General features: G+C 65.2%; 19 protein-coding genes and 1 tRNA gene. 9 read left to right on the forward strand and 11 right to left on the reverse strand.

Features of this window, described 5'->3' with window-relative positions:
• Positions 1–85 precede the first annotated feature (85 nt).
• Entirely contained in the window at positions 86–1,051 is a 966-nt protein-coding gene (locus ACVILH_RS27235) for an SDR family NAD(P)-dependent oxidoreductase (protein WP_456715633.1), read from the reverse strand.
• 214 nt (positions 1,052–1,265) lie between these two features.
• Here ACVILH_RS27235 and ACVILH_RS27240 point away from each other — a divergent pair, with 214 nt between their 5' ends.
• The 9 genes from ACVILH_RS27240 (at position 1,266) to ACVILH_RS27280 (ending at position 11,831) form a co-directional block, all read left to right on the forward strand.
• Positions 1,266–1,421: a hypothetical protein gene (locus tag ACVILH_RS27240; protein WP_456715634.1), complete on the forward strand. Its 156-nt coding sequence runs from the start codon at positions 1,266–1,268 to the stop codon at positions 1,419–1,421.
• 392 nt (positions 1,422–1,813) lie between these two features.
• On the forward strand, positions 1,814–2,923 hold the full coding sequence (locus ACVILH_RS27245) for a BMP family ABC transporter substrate-binding protein (protein ID WP_456715635.1): 1,110 nt from the start codon (positions 1,814–1,816) through the stop codon (positions 2,921–2,923).
• A complete protein-coding gene (locus ACVILH_RS27250) occupies positions 2,920–4,029 on the forward strand; it encodes an ABC transporter permease (RefSeq protein ID WP_456715636.1) in 1,110 nt (369 codons plus the stop codon). The genes ACVILH_RS27245 and ACVILH_RS27250 overlap by 4 nt, the downstream gene beginning before the upstream one ends.
• A 3-nt stretch (positions 4,030–4,032) precedes the next feature.
• Positions 4,033–4,959: an ABC transporter permease gene (locus tag ACVILH_RS27255; protein WP_456715637.1), complete on the forward strand. Its 927-nt coding sequence runs from the start codon at positions 4,033–4,035 to the stop codon at positions 4,957–4,959.
• A 12-nt stretch (positions 4,960–4,971) separates the two neighbouring features.
• The gene (biuH, locus tag ACVILH_RS27260; RefSeq protein WP_456715638.1) at positions 4,972–5,655 is read left to right on the forward strand and encodes a biuret amidohydrolase; all 684 of its coding nucleotides are present in this window, start codon (positions 4,972–4,974) and stop codon (positions 5,653–5,655) included.
• A gap of 50 nt (positions 5,656–5,705) precedes the next feature.
• Positions 5,706–7,181 carry an ABC transporter ATP-binding protein gene (locus ACVILH_RS27265; protein ID WP_456717087.1) on the forward strand — a complete coding sequence of 492 codons (1,476 nt, stop codon included), beginning with the start codon at positions 5,706–5,708 and terminating at the stop codon, positions 7,179–7,181.
• A gap of 459 nt (positions 7,182–7,640) precedes the next feature.
• A complete protein-coding gene (locus ACVILH_RS27270) occupies positions 7,641–9,197 on the forward strand; it encodes an oleate hydratase (RefSeq protein WP_456715639.1) in 1,557 nt (518 codons plus the stop codon).
• 31 nt (positions 9,198–9,228) lie between these two features.
• On the forward strand, positions 9,229–10,038 hold the full coding sequence (locus ACVILH_RS27275; protein WP_456715640.1) for a hypothetical protein: 810 nt from the start codon (positions 9,229–9,231) through the stop codon (positions 10,036–10,038).
• 233 nt (positions 10,039–10,271) lie between these two features.
• On the forward strand, positions 10,272–11,831 hold the full coding sequence (locus tag ACVILH_RS27280) for an oleate hydratase (RefSeq protein ID WP_456715641.1): 1,560 nt from the start codon (positions 10,272–10,274) through the stop codon (positions 11,829–11,831).
• Positions 11,832–12,299: 468 nt separating this feature from the next.
• On the opposite strand, the gene ACVILH_RS27285 is transcribed toward ACVILH_RS27280, so the two are convergent.
• The 10 genes from ACVILH_RS27285 to ACVILH_RS27330 all read right to left on the reverse strand — a co-directional run bounded on the left by ACVILH_RS27285 (position 12,300) and on the right by ACVILH_RS27330 (position 19,771).
• A complete protein-coding gene (locus tag ACVILH_RS27285; protein ID WP_456715642.1) occupies positions 12,300–13,181 on the reverse strand; it encodes an AraC family transcriptional regulator in 882 nt (293 codons plus the stop codon).
• A 111-nt stretch (positions 13,182–13,292) separates the two neighbouring features.
• Positions 13,293–14,168 (reverse strand): class I SAM-dependent methyltransferase, encoded by an 876-nt coding sequence (locus ACVILH_RS27290; RefSeq protein WP_456715643.1) that lies wholly within the window; start codon positions 14,166–14,168, stop codon positions 13,293–13,295.
• A 219-nt stretch (positions 14,169–14,387) separates the two neighbouring features.
• Positions 14,388–14,594, reverse strand: coding sequence for a hypothetical protein (locus ACVILH_RS27295; protein WP_456715644.1), 207 nt, complete (start codon positions 14,592–14,594; stop codon positions 14,388–14,390).
• Between the two features lie 185 nt (positions 14,595–14,779).
• Positions 14,780–14,857: transfer RNA gene (locus tag ACVILH_RS27300), tRNA-Pro, on the reverse strand.
• A 227-nt stretch (positions 14,858–15,084) separates the two neighbouring features.
• Positions 15,085–15,651 carry a MerR family transcriptional regulator gene (locus ACVILH_RS27305; RefSeq protein ID WP_456715645.1) on the reverse strand — a complete coding sequence of 189 codons (567 nt, stop codon included), beginning with the start codon at positions 15,649–15,651 and terminating at the stop codon, positions 15,085–15,087.
• A 114-nt stretch (positions 15,652–15,765) separates the two neighbouring features.
• Positions 15,766–16,125, reverse strand: coding sequence for an integration host factor subunit alpha (locus ACVILH_RS27310; RefSeq protein WP_456715646.1), 360 nt, complete (start codon positions 16,123–16,125; stop codon positions 15,766–15,768).
• A gap of 135 nt (positions 16,126–16,260) precedes the next feature.
• On the reverse strand, positions 16,261–17,235 hold the full coding sequence (locus ACVILH_RS27315) for a beta-ketoacyl-ACP synthase III (RefSeq protein ID WP_456715647.1): 975 nt from the start codon (positions 17,233–17,235) through the stop codon (positions 16,261–16,263).
• Positions 17,232–18,293, reverse strand: a complete 1,062-nt coding sequence (gene plsX / locus ACVILH_RS27320; RefSeq protein ID WP_456715648.1) for a phosphate acyltransferase PlsX — start codon at positions 18,291–18,293, stop codon at positions 17,232–17,234. Before plsX ends, ACVILH_RS27315 begins: the two co-directional genes overlap by 4 nt.
• A gap of 304 nt (positions 18,294–18,597) precedes the next feature.
• Positions 18,598–19,230: a YceD family protein gene (locus ACVILH_RS27325; RefSeq protein WP_456715649.1), complete on the reverse strand. Its 633-nt coding sequence runs from the start codon at positions 19,228–19,230 to the stop codon at positions 18,598–18,600.
• 4 nt (positions 19,231–19,234) lie between these two features.
• On the reverse strand, positions 19,235–19,771 hold the full coding sequence (locus tag ACVILH_RS27330) for a ubiquinol-cytochrome C chaperone family protein (protein ID WP_456717088.1): 537 nt from the start codon (positions 19,769–19,771) through the stop codon (positions 19,235–19,237).
• Between the last annotated feature and the right edge of the window lie 75 nt (positions 19,772–19,846).

The raw sequence follows: 19,846 nt of genomic DNA on the forward strand, positions 1-19,846 counted from the left end.
CACCCCCGACCCCTCCCCGCAAGGGGGAGGGGAGCTCACCGTTTGCGCGGAGCTGGGCGCGTTTCTGCAACTAACAACGATCGCCCTACCCCAGCTTCCACCCCGCCTCCTGCGCGAACCGTTGGAAGAACTCCGGCTCGTAGGCCTGCTCTGGTGATTGCCGCACGCGCATGTCGAGCAGCTTGGCGTCCTCGCCGACCAGGATGCGCCATTGCTCGGCTTTCACGCCATCGAGGATGATCTTCGCGGCCTGCGCGGCGGTCGTTGGCGCGTCCTCCAGGAAGCTGCGGGCGCGTTCGCGGGCGGCGTTCTGGATGTCCTGGTCGCTCATCGCTGAGACGTCGATGCCCATGCCCTTCATGTGCTGGCGGGCTAACGCGATCTCGGTCTCGCTCAGTTCGTCGGAGCCGCCGCTCTGCACCTTGCGTGAGTTCGACACGATCGAGGTGCCGATATGCCCGGGCATCACCACCGAGCATTTGATGTGCGGGGCGTTGAGACGGAGGTCGTTGATCAGCGCTTCCGTAAAACCCTTCACGGCGAACTTCGCGGCGCTGTAGGCGGTGTGCGAGACGCCCATGCCGACCGAGGCCCAGAAGCCGTTGACGCTCGAGGTGTTGACGATGTGCGCTTCGTCGGCCTTCAGCAGCATCGGCAGGAAGGTGCGGACGCCGAGATAGACGCCGCCCCAGCAGATGTTGAAGGTGCGCTCCCACTGCTCGCGGGAATTGGTGAACAGGCTGCCGCCGCCGCCGATGCCGGCGTTGTTGAACAACAGATGGATCTTGTCGGTCTCCTGCTGCTCGGCGAGCTCGTCGCGGAAGCGTTGCAGCTGCGCCTCGATCGAGACGTCGGCGACGTGGGTGGTGACGCGCAGGCCTTGCGGCAGTCCCTCGGACTCGCACAGCCGCTTGGTCTCGGCCATCGCCTCGGTGGAGACGTCGCACATCGCGACGTTGCAGCCCTCGGCGACGAGCTGGCGGGCGAGCTCGCGGCCCATGCCCGTGCCGCCTCCGGTGATCACGGCGATCCTGCCGGCGAAATCCTTCATGGGTTCTCCTTCCCTGCGGCCGGCGCGACAGCCGGCGACTTGCTCGTTCTCTTTGCGGAACGCGACCCGAGCTTAGGGTCTTTGCCCGGCAAGACCAGAGGAGATGTCGCGGCTCGGCCTTGCAGCGCAGCAGCGAAAAATCTCATCCTGGAGTTGAACCGCGGCTGGACGTCGCTGACATATTCCATGGGGAGGCAGGCTCGAGGAGGTTCGCATGGCGTACCAACAGGGGCACTGGCAGAACGAGAGCTGGCACGACACGATGGTCGACCAGGTCGTGGCCGACAACGGCGCCTATGTCACAGGCTGGACGATTTCAGGGATCGCCGTGATCGGCACCATCGTCGCGGTCTGGCTGCTCGGCATCTGACCCGCGCGACGCGCATCGTTCTCATAGGACTGGGGCGCACGCCCGATGGCGTGCGGTCTCCAGAATAGTTGCGCGCTGGCTGGCTCCCCTTTTCCAACATCACCCGGACGGCCAGCGACGCGCACGCACCGCTGCCGAGCCGTCCCGGCTGATTGAACTCCTTGCATACAATTCAAGTCGATTGATGAAGAAATAAGCTGATTTTCACTCACGCGCTTTGCTGCCCAGAACGCAGTCAGTCACAAATCCGCGCTATTTCAGCGACTTAGCCAGCGGGCGAGTTCCCGAGGCCCTGGCACAAAGCTTGAAAAGCTCCCTCTCGAGGCTCCGCCGTGCCGGTGAAGCCGAGATGAGAGGCGCGGGCCTTGAGCGCTCGCCGAGGGAGCACACCAATGGACTTTGGCAGGATTTCACGACGGCATCTGTTGCAGGGTGGCGCGGCGCTGACGCTCGGCGCAGCCGCGGGCCTGCGGCCGGCCTTCGCCGCGGAGACGACGATCGGCTTCATCTATGTCGGCTCGCGCGACGACTACGGCTACAACCAGGCGCATGCGCAGGGCGCGGCGGCGCTGAAGAAGCTGCCGGGGCTGAAGGTGATCGAAGAGGAGAAGGTGCCGGAGACCGACGCGGTCGAGAAGACGATCGAGTCGATGATCAATCTCGACGGCGCCACGCTGCTGTTCCCGACCTCGTTCGGCTACTACAATCCGCACATGATCAAGATGGCCAACAAGTACCCGAAGCTGCGCTTCGAGCACTGCGGCGGCCTGTGGAGCGAGAAGGACCCCAAGAACGCCGGCTCGTATTTCGGCTATATCGACGAGGCGCAATACATCGCCGGCATCGTCGCGGGCTACACCAGCAAAAGCGGCAAGCTCGGCTTCGTCGCCGCCAAGCCGATCCCGCAGGTGCTGCGCAACATCAACGCCTTCACCCTCGGCGCGCAGCTCGCCAATCCCAAGGCGACCACGCAGGTGATCTTCACCGGCGACTGGTCGATGCCGGTCAAGGAGGCCGAGGCGACCAACAGCCTGATCGACCAGGGCGTGGACGTGCTGACCTGCCATGTCGACGGTCCGAAGACGATGGTCGAGAACGCGGCGCGCCGCGGTGCCTTTGTCACCGGCTATCACGTCAACCAGTCGCCGCTGGCGCCGAAGGCCTATCTCACCGGCGCCGAGTGGAATTGGGAGGCGCTGTATCCGAAGTTCGTCAAGATGCTGGCCGCCGGCGAGAGCATTCCGAACTTCTATCGCGGCGGCCTGAAGGAAGAGCTGGTCAAGGTGTCGCCCTATGGCGAGGCCGTGTCGGAGCAGGCGCGCAAGCATGCCGACGAGATCAAGGCCAAATTCCTCGGCGACGGCTACACCATCTTCAAGGGCCCGCTGAAGGACAACAAGGGCAACACCGTGATCACCGCGGGCACCGAGCGCGGCCAGAAGGATCCGGAGCTCGAGAAGATGGACTATCTGGTCGAGGGCGTGATCGGAGCGACGTCGTGACCACGGAGGCGGCCGATCCGATTGATGCGGCCGCCATCGCGCCGGCCGCGGATGCAGGCTTCCTGCAGCGCTACGGCGCTGAAATCGAGTACATCCTGATTCCGGGCGCGGCGCTGGTCGCCGCGCTCCTGGTGTTCGGCATCTTCGTCGCGCTGTTCGGCAAGAACCCGCTCGATCTCTATTGGTACATGTATTACGGCGCGTTCGGCACCTGGTTTTCCTGGCAGAACACGCTGAGCCGCGCCGCGCCTCTCATCCTGACCGCGCTGTGCACCGCCCTGCCTGCGCAATTGGGCATGGTGATCATCGGCGGCGAAGGCGCGCTCTTGATCGGCGCGCTCTCGGCGACATCGGTCGCGCTGGCGCTGCAGGGCCTGCCGCCGCTCGCCGTGCAGATCGCGATGGTGATCGCCGGTATGACCGGCGGCGGATTGTGGATCCTGCTGTCCGGTGGTCTCAGGCAATATCGCGGAGTCAACGAGACGATCTCCAGCCTGCTGCTGGTCTACATCGCGCTGGCGATCCTCAACCATCTCGTCGAAGGCGCGATGCGCGATCCGGCGAGCCTCAACAAGCCGTCGACGCGTGAGATCGGCGCCGCCAACATGATCGGCACCATCCCCGGCACCGACGTACATTGGGGCCTGGTGTTCGGACTGATCCTCGCGGTCGCATCCTACGTGCTGATCTATCACACCACGTTCGGCTTCGCCGCCCGCGTCGCGGGCGGCAACATCCGCGCGGCCAAGATCGTCGGCCTCTCCGTCGGCAAGCTGATCCTCACCGTGTGCTTCCTCGCCGGAGCCTGTGCCGGGCTCGCCGGCATGGTCGAGGTCGCCGCTGTGCAGGGCCGCACCAACGCCAACCTCGCCGTCGGCTATGGCTTCACCGGCATTCTGGTCGCGTTTCTGGCGCGGCAGAATCCGCTGGCGATCATCCCCGTGGCGATCCTGCTCGGCGGCATCAACGCCTCCGGCGGCCTGTTGCAGCGCCGGCTCGGCCTGCCGGATGCCTCCGTGCTGGTGTTGCAGGGCATCATCTTCATCTCGGTGCTGGCGAGCGATGCGCTCTACGGGCGCATCGGGTTTCTGAAAGGAAAGTCCTGAGCCATGGCTGACGGCAATATCGGGCTCTGGACCGTCCCGCTCGCGGTGCTCGGCGGCGCCATCCGCGTCTCCACGCCGTTCCTGTTCGTCAGCCTCGGCGAATGCATCACGGAGCGTTCGGGCCGCATCAATCTCGGCCTCGAGGGCACCTTGGTGATGGGCGCGATGAGCGCCTACGGCATTTCCTATCTCTCGGGCTCGCCCTGGCTGGGCGTGCTCGCCGCCGGCCTGACCGGCGCACTCCTGGGCGCGCTGCACGCCGGCATCTGCTCGCTGCCGCGCGTCAACGACGTCGCGGTGGGAATCTCGCTGATGCTGTTCGGCACGGGCCTCGCCTTCTTCCTCGGCAAGCCGCTGATCGAGCCGACCGCCGCGCGATTGCCGGCGATCGATTTCGGCTGGTGGAGCGACGTGCCGCAGGTGCGTGCGGCGCTGCGCATCAATGTGCTGTTCCTGATCGGCGTTGCGCTGGCGCCGATCCTGTTCTGGGCGTTCAAGACCACACGCTGGGGCCTTTTGGTCCGCACCGCCGGCGAGAGCGCCGATGCGGCGCGCGCGATGGGACATTCGGTGCTGGCGATCCGCCTGCGCGCCACCATGGCCGGCGGCTTCCTCGCCGGCATCGGCGGCTCGTTCCTGTCGCTGTTCTATCCCGGCAGCTGGAACGAGGGCCTGTCGTCAGGGCAAGGCATCACCGCCGTCGCGCTGGTGATCTTCGCGCGCTGGGACCCGATGCTGTGCCTGTGGGCCTCGCTCGCCTTTGGCGGTGCTGCCGCGCTTGGACCTGCGCTGCAGTCGGTCGGCGTCACCTCCGGCTATCACTTGTTCAACGCGGCGCCCTACATCCTGACGCTCTTGATCATGATCATCACCTGCTCGCCGAAGCGTACCCTGAGCGGCGCGCCGGCCGAGCTGTCCATCACCCGTTAGTGGAGGTCCATCATGACCGCACGCACCATCCGCTCCGAGCCTTATGCCTGGCCCTACAATGGCGACCTGCGCCCTGAGAACACGGCGCTGATCGTCATCGACATGCAGACCGATTTCTGCGGCGTCGGCGGCTATGTCGACAAGATGGGCTATGACCTCTCGCTCACCCGTGCCCCGATCGAGCCGATCAAGAAGCTACTGACAGTGATGCGCGCGCAGGGCTTCCTGATCATCCACACCCGCGAGGGCCACCGCACCGACCTCTCCGATCTCCCCGCCAACAAGCGCTGGCGCTCGCAGCAGATCGGCGCGGGCATCGGCGATCCCGGCCCGTGCGGCCGCATCCTGGTGCGCGGCGAGCCGGGCTGGGAGATCATCCCGGATCTGGCGCCGCTGCCCGGCGAGATCATCATCGACAAGCCCGGCAAGGGCTCGTTCTGCGGCACCGATCTGGAGCTGATCCTGCGGCTGAAGGGCATCGAGAACATCGTGCTCACGGGCATCACCACCGATGTCTGCGTCCACACCACGATGCGCGAGGGCAATGACCGCGGCTTCGAATGCGTGCTGCTGTCGGATTGCTGCGGCGCCACCGACAAGGGCAATCACGATCACGCGCTGAAGATGATCAAGATGCAGGGCGGCGTGTTCGGCGCGGTCGCGACCTCCTCCGCGCTGATCGAGGCGCTGTCGTGATCGGCGACGATCCGACGCCAACGGGCGCATTCGGCGTCGAGGCCATCGCGATGACGATGCGCTTCGGCGCGTTCACCGCGCTCGACAATGTCGAGCTGAAGGTGCGCCCCGGCTCATTCCATGCGCTGCTCGGCGAGAATGGCGCCGGCAAGTCCACGCTGGTCAAATGCATCATGGGCTACTACCGCCCGACCGAGGGCGACGTGCTGATCGCCGAGCGCGCGCGCGCGATCAGCAATCCGAAGGACGCGCACGCACTCGGCCTCGGCATGGTCTATCAGCACTTCACATTAGTCCCGGCGATGACGGTGGCGGAAAACCTCGTCCTGGCGCGCGACGACGTGCCGGCAGTCGTCAACTGGGCCAGGGAGAAGCAGGAGCTGGAGGCGTTCCTGTCGCGCATGCCGTTCCGCGTGCCGCTCGACGCCAAGGTGTCCGACATCTCCGCCGGCGAACGGCAGAAATGCGAGATCCTCAAGCAGCTCTATCTCAAGCGCCGCTTCCTGATCCTGGACGAGCCGACCTCGGTGCTGACACCCGGCGAAGCCGACGAGGTGCTGGGCATGCTGCGTGGGATGGTCGAGGCCGGCGAGCTGACCATCCTGATGATCACGCACAAATTCCGCGAGGTGATGGCGTTCGCCGACGAGGTCACCATCCTCCGCCGCGGCAAGCTCGCGGGACGCGGCAAGGTCGCCGAGCTCACGCCTGACGATATGGCGCGGATGATGATCGGCGCCGAGCAGCTCACGGTGCAGCCGTCGCGCACCGGCGAGGCCGGCAAGGTCAGGCTCGAGGTCGAGAAGCTGGTTGCGCGCGACGATGCCGGCGGCCTCGCCGTGCACGACCTCTCGCTCACGGTGCGCGCCGGTGAGATCGTCGGCATCGCCGGCGTGTCCGGCAACGGCCAGCGCCAGCTCGTCGAGGTACTCGCTGGCCAGCGCGAGGCCGAGAGCGGCGCCGTCCGAGTCTCGGGTGCGCCCTACTCCGCCACGCGCGAGGAGATGCGCCGGCACAAGATGTCGCTGCTGCCCGAGGAGCCCTTGAAGAACGCCTGCGTCGGCGGCATGAGCGTCGCCGACAATATCGCGCTGCGCGAGTTCGATCGCGCGCCATTTGCCAGTGGCGGCTGGTGGCTGAACAAATCGGCGTTCCGCAAGGACGCGACCAACAAGATCAACCGCTACAAGATCAAGACCCGCACGCCGGATACGCCGATCTCGGCACTGTCCGGCGGCAACGTGCAGCGCGCCGTGCTCGCGCGCGAGCTCGGCCACGACGTCCAGGTCCTGATCGCCGCCAATCCCTGCTTCGGCCTCGACTTCGCAGCGGTCGCCCAGATCCACGCCGAGATCATGGCCGCCCGCAATCGCGGCGCCGCGGTGCTCTTGGTCAGCGAGGACCTCGACGAGCTGCTGGAGCTGTCCGACCGGCTGGTCGTGATGTTCCACGGCCAGCTGGTCTACGAGACCCGCGCCGGCGAAGCCGACTTGACGGAGATCGGAAGGCATATGGCGGGGCATTGAGGGCGTGGTCCGTAGCTACGTAAATCGACGCCTCAGCCTTTCAGACTGCTCTTGGCTTAGCTCGCTCGTTGCCCCTCATTGCGAGTACAGAGCGTAGGGTGGGCAAAGGCGCCCTGCTCCGCTGCATCGACGCACGACGCTGCTGCGGCGCCGTGCCCACCATTCTCGACCAAGGGACCGCGGTGGGCACGGCGCGCGATGGACCATGTCCGATCAACAGCATCGTTCGCGCGCCTTTGCCCACCCTACCGCCTCGTCGCTGTGTGCGCAGCGAGACTGCCCGACGCGAATGCCGGGACATTGCGCCGCATCCGGACAAACGACCTCAAGCTGTTGAGGACTAATTCATCCCGCTGCGGTAACATCAGCCGTGGCAGGCTTTGTTCAGGCCCGTGATTCGCCGCGCCTGCCGGCATTTTTCCTATTTTGTTTCAAACCTTTAAATCGCAGGTCGGCATCATGAAGGCCTATTTCATCGGCGGTGGCATCGGCTCACTTTCAGGCGCAGCATTCATGATCCGGGACGGCGGCGTGCCCGGACAGGACATCACCATCTTCGAGAAGCGGCTCTATGGCGGCAGCCTGGACGGCGCCCGATTGCCGGACGGCTCCTACTCGATGCGCGGCGGGCGGATGCTCACCACCACGCAGTACGAATGCACCTGGGATCTGCTGTCGACGATTCCGAGCGCCTCGCAGCCCTCGGAGGACATCCTCAGCGAAACCGAGATGTTCAACAAGCTGCACGTCACGCACGCGCAGGCCCGCCTCGTCGACGGCAACCGGCACAAGGTCGACGTGTCCACGATGGGCTTCTCGATGCAGGACCGCATCGAGATGACCAGGCTGACCGAGACCTCCGAGGACAAGCTCGGCAACTCGCTGATCTCGGACTGGCTGTCGCCGCCGTTCTTCTCCACGAATTTCTGGCTGATGTGGCAGACGGCGTTCGCCTTCCAGCCCTGGCACAGCGCGGTCGAGTTCAGGCGCTACATGCGCCGCTTCATGAACGAATTCCCGACCATGAATACGCTCGGCGGCGTCAAGCGCACGGTCTACAATCAGAACGACTCGATCGTGAAGCCGCTGATGCGCTGGCTCGGTGACCGCGGCGTCAACTTCGTCGGCGGCACCGACGTCACCGACATCGCGCTGTCGACCGAGAACGGCAGGCATCGCGCCACGCGTCTTGACCTCCAGCAGGACGGCGTGAGCCGCAGCATCGATCTCGCCGCTGATGACCTCGTGTTCTACACGGCCGGCTCGATGACCGATGCGACCAGCCTCGGCAGCCATGACAGCCCGCCGAAGCAGCTCACCAAGGACGACAGCCACGGCTGGGCACTGTGGGAGAAGCTCGCCGCTGGCAGGCCCGAATTCGGCAATCCCGCGGTCTTCAACTCCAACATCCCGGAGTCGAGCTTCGAGTCGTTCACGGTGACCTGCCGTAATCCCCGCTTCTTCGATGCGATGCAGGCGTTCAGCGGCAACGTCGCCGGCACCGGCGCCCTCGTGTCCTTCACGGATTCGAACTGGCGGATGTCGATCGTGCTGTACGCCCAGCCGTATTTTCCGGACCAGCCGGCCGACATCCAGATCTTCTGGGGCTATGGGCTCTATCCCGACCGCGTCGGCAATTTCGTGCCAAAGCCGATGTCCGAGTGCAGCGGCGCCGAGATCCTGAAAGAGCTGTGCGGGCATCTCCGCTTCCCGCTCACGGTGTTCGACGAGGCCACCTGCGTGCCGTGCTGGATGCCCTACATCATGAGCGAGTTCATGCCGCGCAGCATGGGCGACCGGCCATTGCCGGTGCCGCCGACCTCGCAAAATCTCGCTTTCATCGGCCAGTTCGTCGAGCTGCCGGAGGATGCCGTGTTCACCATCGAATATTCGGTGCGCGGGGCCATGCACGCGGTCTATCAACTCATGAACATCGACCGCGCCATTCCGCCTGTGACGCCTTACGACAAATCGTTGAAGGTGCTATTGCAGGCAGCGGTGAAATCATTCGCTTGAACCGCTGCCTCACAGTGAAGCTCGATTGGACATGCGTGCCCTTCTCATTCTGCTCTGCTTGATTCCGGGACTTGCCTTCGCGAATCCTGCCAAGACCGAGCTGTTCGGTCACACCATCGAGATCAAGGTCGTCGAACCCGACGATGACGAGGTCCTGTTGGTCGACGGCAAGCAGCTTCTCACGAAGCGCATCATCAATCTCGATAAGAACGGCCGGATCGGTGCCACCGATTTCGTGATCGGCTCGGTCAGCGACGGCGGCAACGCGTGCGACGGATCGCCCTTCGTGCTCCGGTTCACGGCGAACCAGCCCGTTCGCCTGGACGGGCCGCTCAATAACTGCGCGATGGTGAAACAGACGATTGAGCCCGATCGGATCGTGTTCGAGACGGCGCCCACACCGACCATCCGCGGGGAGCGCTGGATGTGGACGGCCAACGGGTTCGGTCCGGTCGAGGTGTTGAAATTCAAGACCGCAGCAAAGGGATGGGACGCGCTCAGTCGCGGTGCCGTCTACCATCCGGGAGATCTCCTGGGATATGCAGAGCTCGCCAAGGCGCTCAGGGCGACAGTGTCGAATGCCCGCTATACAGATCTCAAGTGGACCCTGGGCGGGCTGGGGACGGTCCGCTACGACGGCAGTATCTTCATCGGCCAGGGTTGCCAGGCGCACAGTTGCAGCACCACGTCGGCACTGGTGGTGATGGATGCGGCGACCAAGCGGGTTGCAGTGGCCATGCGGTACAATGACAAGCCGCTCCTGATCGTGCCGGCGGATGCCCATTGGCCCAGGGAGGCCCAGAAGGACCTGGACAAATGGCGCCGTGACAATGTGCGCTAAAGCGCGATGAGATCAGGATGATTCGTCATCGCGCTTTAGGTTATTGTTTGCGCATGATCTTTTCGGAAGACCGCTGCGCACTTTCCGGATCATGCTTTATGGCCGCAGCGCTACGCGCGAGATCGTGATCGCCGCGCCTTGTGCGAGTTGACGTCACGTTGACCTGGATCAGTTCCGCCCTTGGATCCGGCCGCTAAGCCCCGGATCGTCAAAGACGATCCGGGTGAACCATCATGAAAGCGTACTTCATCGGCAGTGGCATCGGCGCCCTTGCCGGAGCGGCATTCCTGATCCGCGACGGCGGCGTCGCGGGCAGCAACATCAGCATCTTCGAGAAGAACCTCCCGTTCGGCGGCAGCCTCGACGGCACCCAATTGCCGGACGGCTCGTTCTCGCTGCGCGGCGGCCGCATGCTGACCACCGATCATTACGAATGCACGTGGGACCTGCTCTCGACCATCCCCGGCGCCAGCGATCCGAGCCGCACGGTGCGCGACGAGACCATTGCCTTCAACCAGGAGCATGTCGCGCATTCCCAGGCGCGCCTTGTCGACCGCAACCGGCACAAGGTCGACGTCTCGACGATGGGCTTCTCGATGCAGGACCGGCTCGAGCTCGTCAGGCTGACGGAAGCCTCCGAGGAGAAGCTCGGCAACTCCCGCATCACCGACTGGCTGTCACCGCCGTTCTTCACCACGAAGTTCTGGTTCATGTGGCAGACGACCTTCGCCTTCCAGCCCTGGCACAGCGCGGTCGAGTTCAAGCGCTATCTGCATCGCTTCATGAACGAGTTTCCACGCATTGAGACATTGGCCGGCGTCAAGCGAACGGTGTTCAATCAGTACGATGCGATCGTGGTCCCGCTGGTGAAATGGCTGGAAGGCCACGGCGTGAGATTCGAAAACGATGTCGACGTCACCGACATCGCGCTCGCGACCGAGGCCGGCAAGCATGTCGTCACGCAGCTGACGCTCGACCGCAACGGCCGGAGCGAGACGCTCGCGGTGTCGCCCGATGATCTCGTGTTCTTCCAGAACGGCTCCATGACCGATGCGACCAGCCTCGGCTCCCACGACGCGCCGCCGCCGCGCTTGACCAAGCGCGAGAGCAAGGGTTGGACGCTCTGGGAGAAGATCGCGCAGGGCCGCCCTGAGTTCGGCAATCCCGCCGCGTTCAATTCCTCGATTCCGGAATCCTGCTGGGAATCCTTCACGGTCACCTGCCGCAACCCGCGCTTCTTCGATGCGATGGAGGCCTTTAGCGGCAACAAGGCGGGCACCGGCGGCCTCGTCACCTTCACCGAGTCGAACTGGCTGATGTCGATCGTGCTGTATCACCAGCCGCGTTTCGTCGGTCAGCCCAAGGATGTGCAGGTGTTTTGGGGCTATGCGCTGCATTCCGACCGGATCGGCAATTTCGTGCCGAAGGCGATGGCCGATTGCAGCGGCGCCGAGATCTTGAAGGAGCTGTGCGGCCACCTCAATTTCGAGCTCGCGGTGTTCGATCATGCGAGCTGCGTGCCGTGCCGGCTGCCCTACATCACCAGCATGTTCATGCCGCGCCACACGAGCGACCGGCCGCTGCCGGTGCCTGTGAGTTCGAAGAATCTCGCTTTCGTCAGCCAGTTCGTCGAGATCCCCGACGATGTCGTGTTCACGGTGGAATATTCGGTGCGCGCGGCGCAGATGGCGGTTTATCAGTTGCTCGGCATCACCCGCGCCATTCCGCCGATCACGCGCCACGACAAGTCGTTTCGCGTGCTGATCGAAACCGTGGAAAAGGCGTTCGCGTAGTCGGCACACCCAAAGCAAGCGCGCCCGGATCATCTGACCCGGGCGCGCTTGATGTTGATGCCTATGCACATTGGCGTGCGTTGCTAGTAACCCAGCAGCGCCAGACCGATCCAGCTCACGGCAAACAGCGAAGCCACCGAGCTCGCGGCCGCAATCACCGATAACGACACCTTCAAAGCTTTGAGGACCATACGCGCCTCCGCAAAAAGCTGCTCCCGAGGATGAACCCCGGCGTCCGATTAAAATTTCCTGAAAAGCGGCTCTCGACCGAGCCGACCATCAGGTTGGTGCGCGCATGCCGCGCAAAGGTTCAATGCCAGGGTGTGAGGGCCCCGGCGCATACGGCAACAACGCTGGTAGGTGCACGGGCGTTCCGTCAGCGGAACTGGAACCCTTCGAAGCGGGTGGCGGAAACACGGCGGCCTGGAGGAATCTTTGTGCGCCCGCGAGCCGCCCCCAGGGTTACCCTCATTTGAGCGGCAGGAACAGGTCCGCGACCGTCTCGTGCTCCGGAACGTCCGGGAATAGGCTCAAGCGCTGGCAGTAGATCGGAAAATCACGCGCCTCCTCGCCGCTGGCCGGCAGCCAGTCCCGATAGAGGTAGAGCGCAGGCGGCTCCAGATTGTGGCTGTTGCCGACCACGCGGAGCACGGCGCAGCGTCCTCCGGGGATCTCGCCGGCCTTGATGTCAAAGCCGAGCGCCGCGATGGGCCGATCGGTGCCGACGCAAAGGTCCACGCTGTAGTCGGCCGGCGATGCGGGACGCCGCTCGGATCGCCACACCGTGAAGGTCGGGTTGGTCTTGGGATGAAGGCCGGCCGCCTTGCGCCAGGCGATGAAGCGCTGGATCGTGGCGCCGAGTAACGCCGGATCGCCGCGATGCTCCATGATCGCGACCGCTGTGGTCGGCACATTGCGAATCGTCACGTTGTCGGAAGTGAAGGTCGTCCGCATCAGCTTGCTCCTCGCGTCGTCGAGAGGCCCGAAGGCCGCAAGCCACGGCTCCCAATCGGGAGACTTCCGGAACGATGACGGCGATTGCCCGAACCTCTGCCGAAAGGCGCGGGCAAAGGCGTCCGGCGCATCATAGCCCGCGTCCATTGCGACATCGGTGACCGTGTGGGCATCGCTATAGGCCAGCTGATAGGACGCGCGCTTCATGCGGGCGAGCTGGATGTAGCGATGCACCGACAGACCGAAGGTCGCCGTGAACTGCCGGTGGAAATGATACTTCGAATAGGCCGCGATGCTGCTCAGCGTGTCCAGGTCCAGATGATCGTCCAGATGCCGGTCGATATGATCCAGCACCCGTTGCATCCGGGCATGGTAGGTTCGCAGCGCCGTCGTCATTCGTTCCGTGCTCCGTGGCAGCCGCAACTAAAGCGCGCCGGCAGCGGATGCGCTCGACCGATCTTGCGGCTTTGCCGTGGGCACGCCGACCTGATGGGCCGGGTCGCACGTCTAGGGATCGACGGCCGTGACGATCCAGAACGAGGCCGGCACCATCACGCCCTGCCCTCTCGCATAACGCGCGAGCGCCTTCCTCACGGCTGACGTCGCAGCCTCCACCGCCTCGGGCGACTGCCCCGCCACGGCGCGGCTGGTCGGGCCGATCGCGAGCGCCGTATGCACGGCGGCATCGAGGCCGCCGCCGGCGCCGAGATCGAGCGCGACGTCGCAGCGCTCCAGCCGGACGCGACGCAAGCCGGCATCGGTCATCACCTTCTCGACCCAGTCGGCCGCGCCGAAGGCGAAATCATCCGGCGCATGCGGCCGCAAGCCCGGCAGCTTCGGCACGTGGTCATAGGCCGCCTGCAGCGGCTCGAGCGCCCAGGGATTGTCACGCAGCTCGCCCCAGCAGGCGAAGGCGACGCGGCCTTCCGAGCGCAGGGCATTGCGGATGTTGAGCACGGCGCGCACGGGATCGGCGAAGTACATCACCCCTAAGCGCGAGATCACGAGATCGGCGCTCGCCGCCTTGAAGTGATGCACCATGGCATCGCCCTGCACAAAGCTGACCGGCGCCTCGGCCGGCGCAAGCTCATGCGCTGATGTGAGCATCGCGGCGGAGACATCGAGGCCGAGCACGCTGCCGCCCGGCCCCACCTTCTCGGCCGCCGCGATCAGGGTCGCACCGCAGCCGCAGCCGATGTCGAGCACCCGCTCATTCGGCTGGATCGCGGCCCGCTCCAGCAGCGCCTCCTGCACCGGCGCCAGCATCGTGTCGATCTCCGTGCGCCGCGCCACCCAGCGCGCCCCACCCGTTCCGTTCCAAAAGGCGATCTGCTCGGCGTTCTCGAAATGGCCAAAGGAGGTGTCGACGACGGCGGCGTCCATGCGGGAGCTCGGAGCGTTATTCAAAAACAAAAGCGAGGTCCGGCGCCGAACCGGCGCCCAGAACCCTGAGCGAGGAGTTTAGGCGGCGACCGGCGCGTTGAAAAGCGGCGCGCGACGCGCTTACGAGGCAACATCGCGCTCACGCGCGTTCTCGCGATCATGGTTCTGCCGATGAGCCGTGACCTCCGACCGCAGCAGAGGGTCCATCATCCACCACGCTCAGGCCGGAGGGTTGTCGCCGCCCCCGCTCTCGCTGCCGGCTTTGTTCGCCGTCGCCTCGTTCGGGAACGGCTCGTAGCTCTTCCGTCCCAGAAACGTATCAGGTCGATTCTGTTTCAGAAGCTCGAGGGACTCCGCCAAGGCCTTGCGGACACGCTCGATGGTCTCGGAATCGATCTTCAATGGAAAATAGACATACTTCCGCATCGCGGCGCGCTCCCCTGATCATGCAGGCGGGAGCGCAAACGGTCTCTCAGCCCCCAGCGCCTACGGGCAGAGCCTCAGCCGGGGATGGTGGACAATAGCGCGGAACGGGGGTGGTTCCAACTGAAAGAGGCCGATGAGTCCTCCTCAAGAGAAGACCCGGTCCACAGTTGAACAATCGGGAAAAATGGTCGGAGCGGCGGGATTCGAACCCACGACCCCTAGTCCCCCAGACTAGTGCGCTAACCGGGCTGCGCCACGCTCCGATGGCCGATCCTGTAGCCGCGATTGGGATGGGATGCAAGGCACAGCGGGTGGGTTTTGCGGGGGCGATGGGAGAGCGGAGGTCGGGGACCCCCACCCCCGACCCCTCCCCGCAAGGGGGAGGGGGGCGCAGCGGACTCGCGGCAGTCGGTGCGGCTCACAACTGGCGAATGTCCTGCCCGGTCGATACAGCACGGGCTAATGGGGACGAAGTTAGGGCAAGACGCCCTCAGACCTCTTTCATTGCCCGGTCGAGCAGCGCGCGGCAGTCCAGCAGCTCCTTGAGCACGCCCTCGAGCTTTTCGCGTTCCTCCGGCTTCATGCCGGCGCGGGTGGGGGGGCCGACGCGGAACGTGTCGAGGATGTCGTCCTCGGTGTCGACAAAGCGGAAATCGATGCCCTCCTCCTCGGACGCCTCCTCCTCTTCATCCTCCTCCGATTCGACCTCGGCCTCGCCGACCGGCTCCTCCTCCATCATGGCCTGGCCGAGGGTCTCCTCGAGCGCACCAAAGGAGACCGCCGCGGAGGTATCCGCCAGGCCCTGCACCGACTTGACGCCGTGCTCCTTCAGGATCCGCTGCACGCCCTTGATCGTGTAGCCTTCGCTGTAGAGCAGACGGCGGATGCCCTTGAGCAGATCGACGTCGTCGGGCCGGTAATAGCGCCGGCCCCCGCTCCGCTTCATCGGCTTGATCTGGGCGAACCGCGTCTCCCAAAACCGCAGCACGTGCTGCGGGATGTCGAGCTCCTGCGCGACCTCGCTGATCGTCCGAAACGCATCCGGCGCCTTGTCCAAATGCCCGTTCCCCTTCGATCGTGCTGACAAGATGTGACGCTAGGCTACGCTGACAATGACGCTATTCGGTCCGGCCGACGTCGCGGCCGAACCCGCCGACGGCGCGGCGTACGGCTACTCGGTCTCGGCGGAGAGCTCCGTGGGAGCCGCCTCGCCGTTCATCTTGCCGTTGCCCTGCTGGCCGTTGATGCGCTGCTTGAGGATCGCGGACGGCTTGAACACCATCACCCGCCGCGGCGAGATCGGCACTTCCGTGCCGGTCTTCGGGTTACGTCCGATGCGCTGACCCTTCTTGCGCACCATGAACGACCCGAACGACGACAGCTTGACCGTCTCGCCACGCTCCAGACAGTCGGTGATCTCCTTCAAGACCAGCTCGACGAAGGCGGATGACTCCGTCCGCGACAGGCCCACCTTCTGGTAGACCGCCTCGCACAGATCAACCCGTGTAACTGTTTTTCCGGTTCCCGCCATCGCCTGCCCCAAACTCACGGCGAATAATTCGCTCCGGAAATTAAGAGCTTAAGCGGCGGTGGTCAACAGCAGCGTGAACGGAACTGAGCGGCTAAGCGGCGATCGTCCCAGCTAAATCTCGCGGGACGGAATGGCTCACCAGCGCACCAGGGCCGAGCCCCAGGTGAAACCGCCGCCCATGGCCTCCAAGAGAACCACGTCGCCCTTCTTGATCCGGCCGTCCTTGACCGCCACGTCCAACGCCAGCGGGATCGAGGCGGCGGAGGTATTGCCGTGCAGGTCGACCGTCAGCACCACCTTTTCGGGCGCGATGTGCAGCTTGTGGGCGGAGGCATCGATGATTCGCTTGTTGGCCTGGTGCGGCACGAACCAGTCGATGGTCTCGGCCGACTGCCCCGTGGCTTCGAAGGCGTCGACGATCACGTCGGTGATCATGCCGACCGCGTGCTTGAACACCTCGCGGCCTTCCATGCGCAGATGGCCGACGGTCTGGGTCGAGGACGGGCCGCCATCGACATAGAGCTTGGACTTGTGCCGGCCGTCAGAGCGCAGATGCGTGGTCAGGACGCCGCGATCCGCGGAGGTCCCGTCCTGCTTCTGAGCATCCAGCACCAGCGCGCCGGCGCCGTCGCCGAACAGCACGCAGGTGGTGCGGTCGTTCCAGTCGAGGATGCGCGAGAACGTCTCGGCGCCGATCACCAGCGCCCGCTTGAACGCGCCGCTGCGCAGGAAATTGTCGGCGGTCGCGAGCGCAAAGACGAAGCCCGAGCAGACGGCCTGAAGATCGAACGCCGCGCCGTGATGGATGCCGAGCCCGTGCTGCACGGCGACCGCGGTGGCCGGAAAGGTGTTGTCCGGGGTCGACGTGCCGAGCACGATCAGGTCGATCGATTGCGGATCGACGTCGGCATGGGCGAGCGCCGCACGAGCGGCGTTGATCGCGAGATGGGAGGTGAACTCGCCGTCGGCTGCGACATGGCGCTCCCGGATGCCGGTGCGCTGGACGATCCATTCGTCCGAGGTCTCGATGCGGCTTGCCAGCTCGGCATTGGTCACGACCCGCTGCGGGAGATACGAGCCACAGCCGAGCACGACCGAACGAATTGTCACGAGACAGCCTCCTGGGCGACTTGTTCGGACGCCAATGCGCCGCCGTCGCGATTGAGTGTTTGAGTGATCTTTGTCAGGAGATCGCAGCGGGCCATCTCATAGCCAACCCTGACGGCCGAGGCAAAGCCCTCGGCATCGGTTCCGCCATGGCTCTTGACCACGATGCCCTTGAGCCCGAGCACCACGCTGCCGTTGGAGCGGCGCGGGTCGAGCCGGGCGCGCAGCGCGGCGAAGGCGCCACGGGCAAAAAGGTAGCCGATCCGGGCCATGACGCTGGCCTGGATCGCGCCGCGCAGGAATTCGGTGACCTGGCGGGCCGTGCCCTCGGCGGCCTTCAGCGCGATATTGCCGCTGAAGCCTTCGGTCACAACCACGTCAGCGGCGCCCTTGCCGATGCCGTCGCCCTCGACGAAGCCGATGTAATCGAGCTGCGGCAGGTTCATCGCGCGCAGCTGCTCGGCTGCCTCGCGGATCTCCTCATGGCCCTTCATCTCCTCGACGCCGATGTTGAGGAGACCGACGGTCGGCTTGGGCTTGCCGAACAGCACGCTCGCCAGCGCGCTGCCCATCACCGACAGCGCCACGAGATGGTGAGCGTCGCCGCCGATGGTCGCGCCGAGATCGAGCACCACCGATTCGCCGCGCGTGGTCGGCCAGATCGCCGCCAGCGCCGGCCGGTCGATGCCATCCAGCGTGCGCAGGCAGAAGCGGGCCATCGCCACCAGCGCGCCGGTGTTGCCGGCGGACACCGCGACATCCGCCTCACCCTTCTTCACGGCTTCGATGGCGAGCCACATCGATGACGTCTTGCGTCCCCGCCGCAGCGCCTGGCTCGGCTTGTCGTCGTTGCTGATCGCGACGTCGGTGTGGATGACGCGCGAGACCGCCTTCAGCCGGGGATGCTGCTCAAGCTCGGGAGCGATCTTGGCGCTGTCGCCGAACAGCAGGAATTCCGCATCCGGATGGCGGCTGAGCGCGATCGCAGCACCGGGAATGACGACGGCCGCGCCGAAATCCCCGCCCATGGCGTCCAGCGCGATTCGAACCTTTTGAGGCATGACGTCCCGGAAACCTGATCCTGATCTCGTCTCGGCCGTGTCGTGCTTGGCCGTTGTCGTGTGGTCGTGAGGCGCCCTGCACTGCCACGGGCAGGCTGAGCGGTTTGGTCGCACCCCGACCCGGGCGCGACAATAGCGTCTCTCCGTGTCGAAACAACCTCCCGCCCGGATGCCATTATGCAACCGTTGCTGTCATGGCACTCCCAGGAGAAGCGCAAGTTGCCGTTCAAGAACAGTCACTTGCGATCACTTTAGAAGCTTTCCTGGCAGCATTGGCCGGCATCCCATTGTCGGCGGGGCCGTCTCAATCCTCTGCCGTCTTCTTCGGTCGACCGTTGCGCGGCGCGTCCGCAGCCGCTTTCAGCGATTTCAGCGCCGCAAACGGGTGGTCCTCCGGCGAGGTCGTCTCCACCGGCTGCTCGAACACGGCGCCCGGCTTGCGCGGATAGGGATCGATGCCGAGGAACAGCGCGTCGGCGGCGAGCCGGCCAAGGTCGATCTGACCGCCCATGATGGGCTCCGGCGGGTCGGCGGTGTCGACCTCGCTGTTCGGATCGTCCTCGACGAAGTCGGCGAGCTGCGGAATCTGGTCCGGCGGGGCAAATGTCTGATCGATCGGCTCGTCGATCTCGGTTTCGATCGGATCGAGCGTCACGACGCAGGTCTGGCCGATGCGCCCGCGCACCCGGCCCTCGACATGGACGGTGCCGTCGGACTTCTGCACCACGTCGAAGGAGGCGTGGGCCGACATCACCTCGCGCAGCTCGCCGACCGCGGCCAGCGCCTGGCGCGTGGCCGCATCGGCCTCGATCTCGCGGTGCAGGCCGGCCTCGGGGATTTGGGCGACGATCACGGGCGGGGCACGCCAAGGATCTCTCGGCTGGTCCTTCGATGGGTCGCGGGTCGTCTCGCGGGGTGCGTCTCTGTCTCTGCTCATGTCTTCAGTCCTGCTGCACCGGGCGCGGAAAGCTCCAGGCGGCGCCGAGCAGCTTGTTGTCGTCGAGCGCGGCGAGCTGCGCCGCCACCTGCCCCGCATAAGCGGCAAGTCCGGCCGCGCTGTCCGGATGCTCTCCGTTCAAGATATTCTTCCGCAGCGCGTCCGCCAGCTGCGTGTCGCTCTCCGACCAGGCGAGATCATAGGCCGCGGTGCGGCCATAGAACGCCTCGCCGAACTTCTGCATCCGCTTCGGCACGGTGAGGTCGCCCACCCCCATCTCGCGGAGATTGTCGTCCATGTCGTCGCAGAACCGGTCGAACAGCGCCTGCGACAGGCCCGCACCCACCCCGCGCAGCCGGCGCAGCACCAGCCAGAGGTGCAGAATCAGCAGATCGAACCGCCCCTCGACCGTATCAGGGACATTTAAGTGTCTATAAAACAACGGTTCTCGGGTTTGCGCCACGATCATGCCATAGATCGGCTCGATGGTCCCGCGCGGAGACGGTCGCAATTTCCTGAGATGGTTGAATGGCCAGAGCATGAAGGTTCCGCGGCTTGAGTTTCCGTGACCCGGTGCGGGGGCATGTTGCAATCCGCTGCTTTGCCCGGTACGTCA

Source organism: Bradyrhizobium sp. USDA 4353, from assembly GCF_054063215.1.